The organism is Antarctobacter heliothermus, from assembly GCF_900188425.1.
Classification (GTDB): Bacteria; Pseudomonadota; Alphaproteobacteria; order Rhodobacterales; family Rhodobacteraceae; genus Antarctobacter; species Antarctobacter heliothermus.
The window spans coordinates 39,728-52,880 of sequence record NZ_FZON01000023.1 but is presented as its reverse complement, the minus strand read 5'-3'; the positions used below and the strand labels follow the sequence as shown (position 1 = coordinate 52,880).

Here is a 13,153-nt window from a genome sequence, read left to right as displayed (position 1 = left end):
GCGCCCGCATGCCTCGTCAGAGTGTGATGCCGATGGCCTCACGTTCCAGCCGCTCCATCGCCTGTGCAACGTTGGGGTCATGCGGTCTGAGTTCAAGTACCTTCTCGAAGGCGCGATAGGCAAGGATCGGTTTGCCGACCTGCTCATTGATCGCGCCCACTCCGCGCAACGCCGCGAAATGGTTCGGGTTCAGCGCCAGCACATGTTCCAGCGCATCCATCGCCGGGCCAAACCGTTCGGCCTCGAAATAGGCCAGCGCCAGCCCGTGCCAGCCCTCGGCGAAATCCGGCGCATGATCGGTCAGCGCGTGGAAATGTTCGATCGCGGCAGCCGAATCCTTGACCTCCAGCGCATCTCGCCCGCGCTTGAGCAGCAGATCCATGCTGGCCGAACCGGACTTTGACCATTCAGAGATGATCTGATTCTCAAGGCGCAGCGCCGCCACCTCGGTCTCTGCCTGCATCAGCTCTTGCAGCAGCTCATCGGCCCTGTCCTGCGCCCGCCCGAGGGAAGGTAGGGAAATCATGACTAGGGCGCAAAATGCCGCGAGGATACGTTTGTATTCCATAATAGCCGTCCTCATAACTTGGGTTGAGTGTAGCGCCAATGCGCCGATTGGCCAGCGCACGTTTATGAGAGAAAGCCGAGGAATAAAAATGAGCGACACTGTTAACGCGGCCGTAACTGCCTTGAATGAAAAAATGGACGGAAACGGGTTTGAAGGCACCGCGAAAATGACCATCGAAGACGAAGGCAGCCTGATCATCGACGAAAACGGCGCCCATGCCGGCGACGAGGACGCGGATGTCACCCTGACCGCCAGCGCCGAAACCTTTGAGGCCATCGTCAGCGGCGATCTTGATCCGACGTCGGCCTTCATGTCCGGCAAGCTGGCCATCGAGGGCGACATGGCAGCCGCCATGCGTCTGGCACAGGTTCTGGCCTGATGAACGCCTCCCCCGCCCCTTTTCACGCCGATCTCGCCGAGGGTCCGGCTGACTCCCGTGCCTGGTGGATGACCACCTCGGACGGGCTGCGCGTGCGCATCGCGCATTACGCAAGTCAAGGGGCGCGGGGCACAGTCCTGCTCTTTCCCGGTCGCACCGAATACGTCGAAAAATATGGCCGCGTGGCGCGTGTTCTATCGGACGCGGGCTATCACACGCTGGCAATCGACTGGCGCGGCCAGGGGTTGGCCGACCGGATGCTGGGCGAACGCCGCACTGGCCATGTTGGCGTGTTTGAGGATTATCAGCACGATGTCGCCGCAATGACGCGGCTGGCGGATGATCTGGGCCTGCCCGGTCAACGCCACCTGATTGCCCATTCCATGGGCGGCTGCATCGGGTTGCGGGCCGTCTACGACGGCCTCGACGTGGCCTCTTGTGTCTTTACCGGCCCGATGTGGGGCATCCGCATCGCCGACCCGGTACGCCCCGCCGCCTGGGCGATCTCACGCATGTCGAAAACTGTGGGGCTTGGGCATCTCTTTGCTCCCGGAACAGGGGTCGACAGTTATGTCGCCTCCAACGCCTTTGCCGAAAACCTGCTGACCACCGACCCCGAAAACTGGGACTACATGCGCCGTCAGGTGCTGGCGATCCCGGAACTGCAACTGGGCGGGCCATCCCTGCACTGGCTGCATGAGGCTTTGGCAGAAACACGGCGCCTCGCCCGTCTGCCTTCACCGCAACAGCCCTGCATCTGCTATTGCGGCACCAATGAACGCATTGTCGACATCGACCGGATCCGCTCGCGCATGGCCCGTTGGCCGAACGGACGGCTGGACATGGTCGACCGAGGCGAACATGAGATCATGATGGAGGCGTCGCTGATCCGCGACCGCGTCCTGACGGAGATTGTTGCCCACTTCGACAGTGCAGGCGCGCAGACCGCACTGCGGGCCTGATCCCGGAATCAGCCCCGCTCCGACAGTCTCACGCCGACCGGATCAATCGCCGACGTCGTGAACCGCCGCCGCCGCCGCCGCCGCGCCCTGCCGCATCCATGTGTGTTCAGAGGCGATGCAAAAGATGCTGACGCCATACTTGGCCGCCCAGTCCTGCGCCAAGGCCCCCGTGCCGACAAAACTGGCGTAACCCTTGCCAACCGCCCGACAGGCATCCCCCACGCGGGTCAGCGCCGCCTTAACATCGTCGTTGTCGATATCGGTATGCCCGTATCCCACCGACAGATCCGCCGGACCCACGAACAACCCATCCACGCCCTCGACCGCCGCGATCTCTTCGCAGACATCGACTGCGGCGGGTTCCTCGATCTGGGTCAGCACCACGGTTTCAGCCAGGCTTTGGGCCAGCACCTGGGGCATGGTCTGGGTGCCATAGGCGGCCCAGCGGCTTGACCCGGCATAGCCGCGCCCGCCCAGGCCAAAGCGGGCCGACCGCGCCACTGCCTCTGCCTGCGCCACGGTTTCGACATGGGGGACAATCACCCCCACCGCGCCATAATCCAGCGCCTGCAGGATCTCACGCGGGCTGGCATCGCCGACCCGCACCATCATCGGGAAATCCAGCGCCCGCGCCACCGCGATACAGGCATCCAGCGCCGCGCGGTCAAAGGGGGCGTGTTCCGCATCCAGACAGGCAAAATCCAGCCCCGATTGCGCCAGAACCTCGATCACCGGGATCGAGGGCGTCTTGATAAAAGTACCCGCAAGCGGCGCACCGCTCAGAACCTGTTTCCGGAAATCCGCGTATCCCATGGCACCCTCCTGCTGTCCGCCTCACCCTTGCGCAGGGCTCTGACCGAACGCAAGGGCACCCTTGCTGGCCAACCCGAAAAAAGCCCCTATCCTTGCCCCATGACAGAGCCCGTCCTCACCTTTACCGATCGGGGTATCTATTGCCCGGCAGGCGATTTCCATATCGATCCGTGGCGACCGGTGGACCGCGCGCTGATCACCCACGGCCACGCCGACCACGCCCGTCCCGGCCACGGCGCCTATCTGGCGACCACCGGCGCGCTGCCGGTCATCCGCCACCGGTTGGGTCAGATCAACGCAGAGGACATCGCCTATGGCACGGCGCGGACCATCGGCGGCGCGCGCGTATCCTTTCACCCCGCAGGCCACCTGCCCGGCTCTGCCCAGATCCGGGTTGAGGTCGGCGGTCAGGTCTGGGTGGCGTCAGGCGACTACAAGACCACCCCTGACGGCCTGTCGGAACCGTTCGAGCCGGTGCGCTGCCACGCCTTCATCACCGAATGCACCTTTGGCCTGCCCGTCTTCACATGGCCGTCGCAGGACTCGGTTGCGGCAGACATCAACGCATGGTGGGCCGACAACGCCGCTCAAGGCCGCGCGTCGCTATTGGGGGCCTATTCACTGGGCAAGGCACAGCGCCTGCTGTCCGTGCTCGACGCGCAGCAGGGCCCGATCCTGACCCACGGCGCGGTGGAGGCCACCAACGCCATCCTGCGCACTCAGGGTTACGCGCTGCCCGACACGATCCCGGTCACGCCGGACATGGACGCCAAGGCGCACAAGGGCGCGCTGATCCTTGCGCCGCCCTCCGCCCTGACCAGCGCATGGGCGCGGCGGTTTGGCCCTGCCTCCACCGGGTTTGCGTCCGGCTGGATGCGGCTGCGCGGCATCCGTCGCCGCCGTGCCATGGACCGGGGGTTTGTTGTATCCGACCACGCCGACTGGTCCGGCCTGCATCAGGCGATCAAGGCGACCGGCGCGGAAAAGATATTTGCCACACATGGTTACACGGAAATCTTCGCGCGCTGGTTAAAGACCTATGGCTATGACGCCGAGGTTGTCCCGACCGAGTTCGGCGGTGAGGAAGAGGCGTCATGAAACGCTTTGCCGCGCTGTTCACCGCCATCGACCAGACCACCAAAACCACGGCCAAGACAAAGGCGCTGGCGGATTACTTCACCCAAGCGCCAGACAGTGACAAACTCTGGTGCATCGCGCTGTTTTTGGGTCGCCGTCCAAAACGCGCCGTCACCACCACTGCCTTGCGGGAATGGGCTGCAGAACGCGCCGGTATCCCGCTGTGGTTGTTGGAGGAATCCTATCCCATCGTCGGCGATCTGGCCGAAACCCTTGCGCTGATCCTGCCGCCGCCACAGCAGACCTCTGACCACAGCCTGACCCACTGGATCGACGTCCTGCGCGCCCTGCACGATGCGCCACAGGACGACCGCAAACCGCGCATCCTGGAGGCATGGGACCAGTTGGACGCAACTGAGAGGTTCCTGTTCAACAAGCTGATCACCGGCGGCTTTCGCATTGGCGTCAGCCGCAAGCTGATGACCCGCGCGCTGGCGCAGGCCACCGGGCAGGAAGAGGCCACTCTTGCGCATAAACTGATGGGCGGCTGGACCCCCGAGAGCACCAGTTTTCACGCGCTGATCGAGGCAGAGAACCCCGCCGCCGATCAAAGCCGCCCCTATCCGTTCTACCTGGCCCACCAGTTGGACGACACGCCAGACACGCTGGGCGATCCCGCTGACTGGCAGGCCGAATGGAAATGGGATGGCATCCGGGGTCAGCTGATCCTGCGCGACAATGCCCATCATGTCTGGTCACGCGGCGAGGAACTGATGACCGACCGCTTTCCCGAATTTGCCCGCGCCATCGACTTCCTGCCGCCGGGCACCGTGCTGGACGGTGAGATCGTCGCCTGGGACGGCGCGCAACCCCTGCCCTTCAACACGCTGCAACCGCGCATCGGGCGCAAGACCGTGCCAAAGAAACTGCTGCGCGAGGCCCCCGTGATCCTGCTGGCCTACGACCTGTTGGAACATGGGGGCCACGACCAGCGGGATGTACCGCTGGCCGATCGCCGCGCCGCCCTAACCACTCTGCTGGCCGACCTGCCAGAGGACGCCCCCATCCGCCTGCCCCCCACCCTGCCCTTCGACACCTGGAACAGCCTGACAGACACCCGCGCCAAGGCCCGTGAGATGCGTGCCGAAGGATTGATGCTGAAACGCTGCAACAGCCCCTACCTGTCGGGCCGCAAGAAAGGCGACTGGTGGAAATGGAAGCTGGCCCCGCTGACCGTCGACGCGGTCATGATCTACGCCCAACAGGGCCACGGCCGCCGCGCCAACCTGTTCACCGATTTCACCTTTGCGGTCTGGCAGGGCAACGATCTGGTCCCATTTGCCAAGGCCTACTCCGGTCTGACCGACGCGGAATTTGAGGACATCACCCGCTGGGTGCGCAAGAACACCCTGCAACGCTTTGGTCCGGTGCGGCAGGTGCGCCCCGAACATGTCTTTGAGATCGCCTTTGAGGGCATCCAGCCAAGCACCCGACACAAGTCCGGCATCGCCCTGCGGTTTCCCCGCATGGCCCGCTGGCGGCATGACAAAACCGCCCAAGAGGCCAACACACTGGACGATTTGCATGCGCTGCTTGCCGCCTACGGCTGACACGAACCGCACTTTCCGCAGGGTCCGGTATTGCGGACTGGCAGGGACAGCGCCTAAGTGGCTACCCTTGGCACATTGCAATCAGGATATTGCCGCTCATGTTCCGTTCCGCGCTGCTCTCGCTTGCCGTTCTGTTGCCGGCCGCCGTTTCGGCGCAATCGGTCAGCTTTGACGGCACGCTTGCCCTTGGCACAACCGACATCGCGGGCGGGTCCGGAATTGGTGTGATCGACGCGACGGCATCAATTCCTCTGATCCAACGCTATCCTTTGACCTTTGAAATCGGTGCCTATCTCTTTGGACTGGATGGCAAACGCCCGCATGAAACCTACGTCGCCTTCGCCTGGGACGACACCTGGCGCGTGGGCGTGGTGCGCCCGGCCTTTGACCAGGTGCTGCCGTCGGTGTTTGCCCGCGCAGCTCCCTATCTGGCCTATGAACGCGCCGAATACACCCGCGCCCACGCCACGGTCGAGGCGATGCGCCGCACGGCGGTGCCATGGGGCGTGTCGTGGCAACAGGCCTTTGGTCAGACCGATGTCGCCGTCTCGATCCACGATGCGAACAAGGGCAACTTCCGCTCGGCCTCTGTCGCCCTGACCTATCGGGGCGCTGGCTGGACGCTGGCGGCGGCCGTTGAGACCGTGGCAGAGGATGACTTTACCCATGAGGGGATCAACGCCAAACTGGGTGCGCGGTTTGACGTGGGGCAGATGGATGTCGGCGTCACCTACCTGCGCCCCGACGTCAATGACACCCCCGACGCGCTGGCGCTGGACGTGGTCGTGCCGGTCTCTTCGCGGGTTGACCTGCTGGCCTTTGGCGAGTTGACGGACAAATCCAGGGACGATGCCTATGGGCTGGCGCTGGACTACAAGGTCCAGCGCGACAGCAGCGTGCTGTTCTCGGCCACGGACGGCGCCCGCGACAGCGCGGTCCACATGACGCTGGAACGTCGTTTCTGACCGCCACCGGGACGCCAGCCGCCCCGCCAAGGCCATCCAGAGACAGATTAGACCGACAAACCACCCCGCCTTTGCCGTTTCGACAGTTGAAGCCACCCCTGCGGCGGCTTAGCTGTTGACCAAACAGACAAAGGAGACCCCCATGACCCTGCAACCCGTCTTTGATGCCAATGCCACTGCCGGGGGCAAGGGCCTGGGCGACCTGCCCGAATGGGATCTGACCGATCTCTACGCCGCGCCCGACGCGCCCGAACTCAAGCGCGATCTGGACTGGCTCGAAGAGGCGTGCCGCAGCTTTGCCGCCGATTACGAGGGTAAGCTGGACACGCTCGACTCGGCCGGTTTTCTGACGCTGGTGCAGCGAAACGAACGGATCTCGGCCATTGCCGGGCGCATCATGTCCTTTGCCGGTCTGCGCTATTACCAGCTGACCACCGATTCCGAGCGCGCCAAGTTCCTGTCCGACTGTCAGGAAAAGATCACCAATTACACCACGCCGCTGGTCTTCTTCTCGCTCGAGGCCAACCGCCTTGGCGATGACCACTATGAGGCGCTGTTTACCGGCAATCCCGATCTGGCCCGCTACAAACGCGCCTTTGACCGGATGCGCGCGATGAAGCCCTATCAGCTGTCCGATGAACTGGAAAAGTTCCTGCACGATCTGGGCGTGGTCGGCGACGCGTGGGAACGGCTGTTCGATGAGACCATCGCCGGGCTGACCTTTGAGGTCGACGGCGAAGAGCTGAACATCGAGGGCACGCTGAACCTGCTCACCGATCAGGACCGCACCAAACGTGAGGCCGCCGCAGTGGAACTGGCCCGCGTCTTTGCCGACAACGTCCGCACCTTTGCCCGTGTCCACAACACCCAGACCAAGGAAAAGGAAATCCTTGATCGCTGGCGCGGCATGCCCACGGCGCAGTCCGGCCGCCACCTGTCCAACGATGTCGAGCCCGAGGTGGTCGAGGCGCTGCGCAACGCGGTTGTCGCCGCCTACCCGCGCCTTTCGCACCGCTACTATGAGCTGAAACGCAAGTGGCTGGGGCTGGACGTGATGCAGGTCTGGGACCGCAACGCGCCGCTGCCGATGGAAACCGATCGCGTCGTCGGCTGGGACGAGGCGCGTGACATGGTCATGACCGCCTACAACGCCTTTGACCCCCGAATGGGTGAAATCGCGACACCGTTCTTTGAAAAGGGCTGGATCGACGCAGGCGTGAAACCGGGCAAGGCTCCGGGCGCTTTTGCCCACCCGACCGTCACCGACGTCCACCCCTATGTGATGCTGAACTACCTTGGCAAACCGCGCGACGTGATGACACTGGCGCATGAACTGGGCCACGGCGTCCATCAGGTGCTGGCTGCCGATCAGGGCGAAATGTTGGCCTCTACCCCGCTGACGCTGGCCGAAACCGCATCGGTCTTTGGTGAGATGCTGACCTTCCAGAAGATGCTGGAAAACGCCAAGAGCGACAAGGAACGCAAGGTCCTGCTGGCGGGCAAGGTCGAGGACATGATCAACACCGTCGTGCGCCAGATCGCCTTTTACGATTTTGAATGCAAACTGCACGAGGCGCGCCGCGGCGGGGAACTGACACCAGACGACATCAACGCCCTGTGGATGTCGGTGCAGGCGGAATCCCTTGGCGGCGCGTTCGAGTTCATGGAAGGCTATGAAACCTTCTGGTGCTACATCCCGCACTTTGTCCACTCGCCGTTCTACGTCTACGCCTATGCCTTTGGCGACGGCTTGGTGAATGCGCTCTATGCCGCTTATCAGGAGGCACCAGAGGGTTTTCAGGACAAATACTTCGACATGCTCAAGGCGGGCGGATCAAAACACCACAAGGATCTACTGGCCCCCTTCGGCCTTGACGCCAGCGACCCGAAATTCTGGGACAAGGGCCTGTCGATGATCGAGGGATTCATCGAAGAACTCGAAGCGATGGAATAAACACCCCGGCCTCTGCGCGTCCGACGCGCAGAGGTCATGCTCGCCGTTGCACACGCTAAAGGGGAAAGCATCGCAGGATTTCCCCGTTCCGCCGCGTAAGCTGTTGATAGGATCGATGCCATTCAATCAGCATTTCGGAGAGATTTAAGATGGCCAGCAAATTGTTTCTATCCGCATCCGTTGTATCGGTCTTGTTTGCCGCAAGCGTTCAGGCGGAAGAGTTTGAAAAATGCTCCCTCACCCCTGTCGATCAGGTCGGGTTCATCGACACCTTCACCACACCCGACGAATGCGTCGCCGCCTGCAAGACCACAGAGGGCTGCGACAGCTGGACGTTCCGCCCGCACAGCTTTGACGCCGGAATGCCCGGCCAGTGCAAGCTGATCAAAGGCGTATTCAGCCGCGAAGAGTCTGCCAAGGTCTTTTGCGGCGAAATGTGATCGCCGTCCCCTGCCGCCGGTCTTTCTTGTCGATCGTCCGGCGGCACACCATGCGCGGGTGAAACGCCCGTGCCGAATGGTTTTGCAAAGGACACCGACATGAAACTCCCCCACCATGTCGCCGCATTGGCCCTTGTGGCGTTGACCGCCCTGCCCCTCCAAGCTCAGGACACCTATCCCGCCACTGGAACGCAGATCGAACTGGAAGCGACCAAGTGGATCGTCGCGGGGGCAGGCACCTCGGCGATGGACTACACCGCCACGGGCGAAAGCCTGGCGGTTTATATCAACGAACCACATGGCTGGGTCGCGGTGATGACCCTTGTGCCCGATGCCGGTCAAAAGGTCGCTCTGGACCCCGCCGCCCCGATGCTCTGGATCGATGGCACGCAATACAAACCGTTCGCCGGAAACGGCTACCTGTTGAAAACCGGCAAGGGCAAACCCTTCTTGCTGCTGGAATATGACCGCGCGGCCAACTGATCCGCTCAGCCGCCCGCGTAGCCGCAATAGTCGCGGCTGTGGTCCTCCCGCGTGCCCTTGTCCGGCAACAGGCGACATTCCCCCGGCGCGGTCCCGGGGTTAAAATTGTGCGGCGTATAGGACCAGGCCACACATCCCGCCGTTTGTGCGCACTGCGCCAGACAGGCGTCCGGGCCGATCAGGTCATAGCTGTAGTTGATCACGCTTCCGATGGGGTACAGCTTGCACCCCTCCTCGGCGGCGGATGGCCCTGACAGGGCTGACAAAGCCGACAGACAGGCCGCCCAACAGATCGTTCTGCAAGATGAAGACACCTGACCCTCCGCGTTCCGACGCATCATCACCGCCTCAGGATGCGCAATACCACTCAGGGGTCAAGCGTTCGCCGACGCCCCGTCCTCCCCCCCGCCGCGCCGGGATTCGTGCCGGGGATCTCGGCGGCCCCTTTGCGGCCTCCCTTGACAAAACAGGATCGGCCCTAGGTTTGACTGGCACACAAGGATCGTTCCCCATGACCCGTTTCATGACATTTTTCGCCGCCCTGTTCGCCTTTCCCGTCTGGGCCGCGCAGGGGTTTACCTTTGCCAGCATCGACGGCGGCACGCTGTCGATGGACGATTGGCAGGGCCGCCCGGTTCTGGTGGTCAACACCGCCTCTCAATGCGGCTTTACCCCGCAATACGACGGCTTGCAGGCGCTCTATGACCGTTACCGCGACCGGGGACTGATCGTGCTTGCCATCCCCTCCGACGACTTTCGCCAAGAGCTGTCCACCGCCCAGGAGGTCAAAGAGTTCTGCGCGGTCAATTTCGATCTCGACATGCCGATGACCGACATCACGTCCGTCCGGGGACCGCAGGCGCATCCCTTCTACCAATGGGTCGCGCAGCAGTCCGGCTTCACCCCGGCGTGGAATTTCAACAAGGTGCTGATCGGCCCCGACGGTCAGGTAGAGGCGACATTCGGCTCTACGACACGGCCGCTGTCGGGCAAGATCACCAAAGCTATTGAGGCGGCGCTGAAATGAAAAACGCCCCGGACATGGCCGGGGCGTGGTCAAACGGCTGTGCGTCAGAGGCAATCAGGCGCGCAGGATTCCGTAGATCTCATCCTTGAGAGACGCGCGCTGCTTGCGCAGCTGGTCTTCGGCCAGTTGCTCCATCGGTTCGACATTTGTCTCTGCCCGGTGCACCTGGCGGTTGATCTCGTGGTATTCATCCGCAAGTTTCACGAAATGCGCGTTCGACTGCTTCAACTCGTGCATCTTGTCTGCGAATTCCGGGAATTCTTCCGACAGCTCGTGCGGTGTGTGCGACATTGGCGTCTCCTTTTCTTCTGTTCGAACACCAATTTACACATGCCGCGATCACACACTTTGACCGGGATCAAATCCGCACAGCCATTGCCCTTTTTCGCGCCGACATTCCCACCCGGTCAGTGGTGCGCACGCCGCCATCCGGCATTCTGCGCCTCTGCCTCGGAACAGAACCAGCGTTCACCCTTGGCCAGGCTGATCCGCGTCGCCCCATACCAGGTCTGACCCGGCACATGGTAAATCCGCGTGTCGCCCCGGCTGGAGATATTGCCCTTGATCACGCAGCCATCGGGTGCTTTGGCAAGATGCTGCGCGTCATGACCGCGCCGCGTCGCCTCGCGGAAATCGGCGGGCGATTGCACACCGGCCCCGTGCAGGCCCGCACCGCGCCGCGCCGCTTCGGTCTGTTGCCGCAGGTAGTCAAAGGAATACTTGGTATAGGCAAAGGCCAGCCCGCCATCCACCAGCGCCGCGCCCAGATCCTCACCCGCCACCTCGCAGCGCGCGACGGTGCGCCCGTATTTGTCGATCTCCAAAGCCTCGCACCGGGCGTGACGACCTTCAAATCGGGCCCGCATCTCGCCGGTGACCCAGCTGCCGCAGGGCCACATCGGCGCGGTCCGGCTGCCGCAAAACTGGGCCTTTTCAGGGGCGTCGATGCCATGCAGCCGGATACGCGTCTCACCAATCGCAACCGTATCGCCGTCAATGACACGCATGGGCCCGCTCAGGTCCGCCAAAGCAACCGAGGCCAGCGAAGAAAGAACAAGAGCGAAACAAAACCTTAACATATCGTTAAGATCGGCCCGCCCGCGCCCGATTTCAAGCCAAAAGTTAACGAATGGTTAACCCGATCTTAGCCCGGTTAACGAATTCAGCGCTGCGCGGTCTCCCACTGGGGATGCACCCAAGGCTGCACATTCTCCGGCGGCAGGCGCCCTCCCAGAACGTGATCCGCGATCTTTTCGCCAACCATAATCGACGGCGCATTCAGGTTGCCATTGGTGATACGCGGAAAAATGGAACTGTCCGCCACGCGCAGCCCCTCAACCCCGATCACCCGGCCCTGCGGGTCAACCACCGCATCCGGATCGTCCGCCGCTCCCATCCGGCAGGTGCCGCAGGGATGATAGGCGCTCTCGGCGTGGTCGCGGATCACCGCATCCAGATCCTCATCCGTTTGCGCCTCTGCCCCCGGCTGCAACTCCTTGCCACGATAAGGCGCAAAGGCCTCCTGCCCAAAGATCTCCCGCGTCAGCCGGATACAGCGGCGGAAATCCTGCCAGTCCTGCTCCTCGCTCATGTAGTTGAACAGGATGCGCGGGTCCGTTTCGGGATCAGACGACCGCAGCGTGACCTCACCCCGTGACGGCGACCGCATCGGCCCCACATGCGCCTGAAAGCCATGCCCCTCGGGCGCGATCTTGCCGTCATAGCGCACCGCGATGGGCAGGAAATGATACTGGATGTCCGGGTATTGCACCCCGGCCTGCGACCGGATGAACCCGGCGCTTTCGAACTGGTTCGACGCCCCCGGCCCCTTGCGCGCAAGCAGCCATTGCAGCCCGACCCAGGCCTTGCCCATCAGGCTCCAGTATTTCGCGAGGCTGACCGGCTGCGTCGCCGCCATCTGGATGTACAGCTCCAGGTGGTCCTGCAGGTTCTGCCCCACGCCCGCCCGGTCGGCCAGCACCTCGATGCCATGCTCCGCCAGATGCGCGCCCGGACCAATCCCCGACAGCATCAGCAGTTTGGGAGAGTTGATCGCGCTGGCGGCAAGGATCACCTCGGCCCGCGCGCGGATCACCTCGACCTTGCCGCCCCGGCTGATCTCGACACCCACCGCGCGGCCCTCGTCAAACACGACACGCCGCGCCAAGGCCCGCACCAGTTCCGCGCCTGCGCTCATCGCCGGACGCAGATAGGCTTTGGCCGCCGACCAACGCTCGCCCTCCCAGACGGTCATGTCAAACGCGCCAAAGCCCTCTTGCTGCTCACCGTTGTAATCGCCGGTGACCGGATAGCCCGCCTGCCCACCTGCCTCAACGAACGCTTGCACCAGCGGGTTGTCGCGCTTGCCGCGTGTCACATGCAACGGCCCGCCCTGCCCGCGCCATGACGGATCGCCGCCATGGCCGCCGTCGTGCCAGTCTTCCATCCGCTTGAAGTAGGGCAGCACATCGGCAAAGCCCCAGCCCTCACAGCCCGCGTCGCGCCAGTGGTCATAGTCCAGCGCATGACCGCGCACATAGATCATCCCGTTGATCGAGGATGACCCGCCAATCACCTTGCCACGCGGACAGGCCATGCGCCGCCCGCCCATATGCGGCTCCGGCTCTGTCTGATAACCCCAGTCATAGCGCGGCATGTTCATCGGATAGCTCAGCGCGCCGGGCATGTTGATGAACGGGCCCCAGTCGCTGCCGCCATGTTCGATGACGATCACCGACTTGCCCGCCTGTGTCAGCCGCGCCGCGACGGCACAGCCGCCCGATCCCGCGCCGACAATCACATAATCCGCTTCCATGGGTCAGCCCCTTCGACCTTTTCAACAGACGCCCCCTCCGCCCCCACCGCGCGCTTGCGG

The 13,153-nt window shown here is 63.3% G+C and carries 15 protein-coding genes; 9 read left to right on the top strand and 6 right to left on the bottom strand.

The features are described 5' to 3' along the window. Positions 1-16: 16 nt before the first annotated feature. Positions 17-568 carry a tetratricopeptide repeat protein gene (locus CHB90_RS13145; protein ID WP_342744957.1) on the bottom strand — a complete coding sequence of 184 codons (552 nt, stop codon included), beginning with the start codon at positions 566-568 and terminating at the stop codon, positions 17-19. An 88-nt stretch (positions 569-656) separates the two neighbouring features. Between CHB90_RS13145 and CHB90_RS13140 the strand changes: the two genes are divergently transcribed. After that, complete coding sequence (locus CHB90_RS13140) at positions 657-947, top strand: SCP2 sterol-binding domain-containing protein (RefSeq protein WP_089278329.1); 291 nt, start codon at positions 657-659, stop codon at positions 945-947. Further along, the gene (locus tag CHB90_RS13135) at positions 947-1,909 is read left to right on the top strand and encodes an alpha/beta fold hydrolase (protein WP_089278328.1); all 963 of its coding nucleotides are present in this window, start codon (positions 947-949) and stop codon (positions 1,907-1,909) included. The genes CHB90_RS13140 and CHB90_RS13135 overlap by 1 nt, the downstream gene beginning before the upstream one ends. A 42-nt stretch (positions 1,910-1,951) precedes the next feature. On the opposite strand, the gene CHB90_RS13130 is transcribed toward CHB90_RS13135, so the two are convergent. Continuing rightward, positions 1,952-2,722 (bottom strand): HpcH/HpaI aldolase family protein, encoded by a 771-nt coding sequence (locus tag CHB90_RS13130; RefSeq protein ID WP_089278327.1) that lies wholly within the window; start codon positions 2,720-2,722, stop codon positions 1,952-1,954. A 99-nt stretch (positions 2,723-2,821) separates the two neighbouring features. On the opposite strand from CHB90_RS13130, the gene CHB90_RS13125 reads away from it, so the two are divergent. The 6 genes from CHB90_RS13125 to CHB90_RS13100 all read left to right on the top strand — a co-directional run bounded on the left by CHB90_RS13125 (position 2,822) and on the right by CHB90_RS13100 (position 9,251). Next, positions 2,822-3,820, top strand: a complete 999-nt coding sequence (locus tag CHB90_RS13125) for a ligase-associated DNA damage response exonuclease (protein WP_089278326.1) — start codon at positions 2,822-2,824, stop codon at positions 3,818-3,820. After that, entirely contained in the window at positions 3,817-5,409 is a 1,593-nt protein-coding gene (locus CHB90_RS13120) for an ATP-dependent DNA ligase (RefSeq protein ID WP_089278325.1), read from the top strand. The genes CHB90_RS13125 and CHB90_RS13120 overlap by 4 nt, the downstream gene beginning before the upstream one ends. A 98-nt stretch (positions 5,410-5,507) precedes the next feature. After that, positions 5,508-6,374, top strand: a complete 867-nt coding sequence (locus CHB90_RS13115) for a hypothetical protein (RefSeq protein ID WP_089278324.1) — start codon at positions 5,508-5,510, stop codon at positions 6,372-6,374. A 142-nt stretch (positions 6,375-6,516) separates the two neighbouring features. Beyond that, entirely contained in the window at positions 6,517-8,328 is a 1,812-nt protein-coding gene (locus CHB90_RS13110) for a M3 family oligoendopeptidase (protein ID WP_089278323.1), read from the top strand. A gap of 149 nt (positions 8,329-8,477) precedes the next feature. Continuing rightward, positions 8,478-8,768 carry a PAN domain-containing protein gene (locus CHB90_RS13105; RefSeq protein ID WP_089278322.1) on the top strand — a complete coding sequence of 97 codons (291 nt, stop codon included), beginning with the start codon at positions 8,478-8,480 and terminating at the stop codon, positions 8,766-8,768. A 99-nt stretch (positions 8,769-8,867) separates the two neighbouring features. Then, entirely contained in the window at positions 8,868-9,251 is a 384-nt protein-coding gene (locus tag CHB90_RS13100) for a hypothetical protein (RefSeq protein WP_089278321.1), read from the top strand. Between the two features lie 5 nt (positions 9,252-9,256). Here the strand turns inward: CHB90_RS13100 and CHB90_RS13095 are convergent, their stop codons facing one another. Continuing rightward, entirely contained in the window at positions 9,257-9,565 is a 309-nt protein-coding gene (locus tag CHB90_RS13095; protein WP_141135874.1) for a hypothetical protein, read from the bottom strand. A gap of 197 nt (positions 9,566-9,762) precedes the next feature. On the opposite strand from CHB90_RS13095, the gene CHB90_RS13090 reads away from it, so the two are divergent. Then, positions 9,763-10,278 (top strand): glutathione peroxidase, encoded by a 516-nt coding sequence (locus CHB90_RS13090; protein WP_089278319.1) that lies wholly within the window; start codon positions 9,763-9,765, stop codon positions 10,276-10,278. Positions 10,279-10,332: 54 nt separating this feature from the next. Here CHB90_RS13090 and CHB90_RS13085 read toward each other — a convergent pair whose 3' ends face one another. The 3 genes from CHB90_RS13085 to betA form a co-directional block, all read right to left on the bottom strand. Continuing rightward, positions 10,333-10,569 (bottom strand): HP1242/YdcH family protein, encoded by a 237-nt coding sequence (locus tag CHB90_RS13085; protein WP_089278318.1) that lies wholly within the window; start codon positions 10,567-10,569, stop codon positions 10,333-10,335. Between the two features lie 116 nt (positions 10,570-10,685). Continuing rightward, a complete protein-coding gene (locus tag CHB90_RS13080; protein ID WP_342744956.1) occupies positions 10,686-11,285 on the bottom strand; it encodes a thermonuclease family protein in 600 nt (199 codons plus the stop codon). Between the two features lie 155 nt (positions 11,286-11,440). Further along, a complete protein-coding gene (gene betA / locus CHB90_RS13075; RefSeq protein ID WP_089278316.1) occupies positions 11,441-13,093 on the bottom strand; it encodes a choline dehydrogenase in 1,653 nt (550 codons plus the stop codon). Between the last annotated feature and the right edge of the window lie 60 nt (positions 13,094-13,153).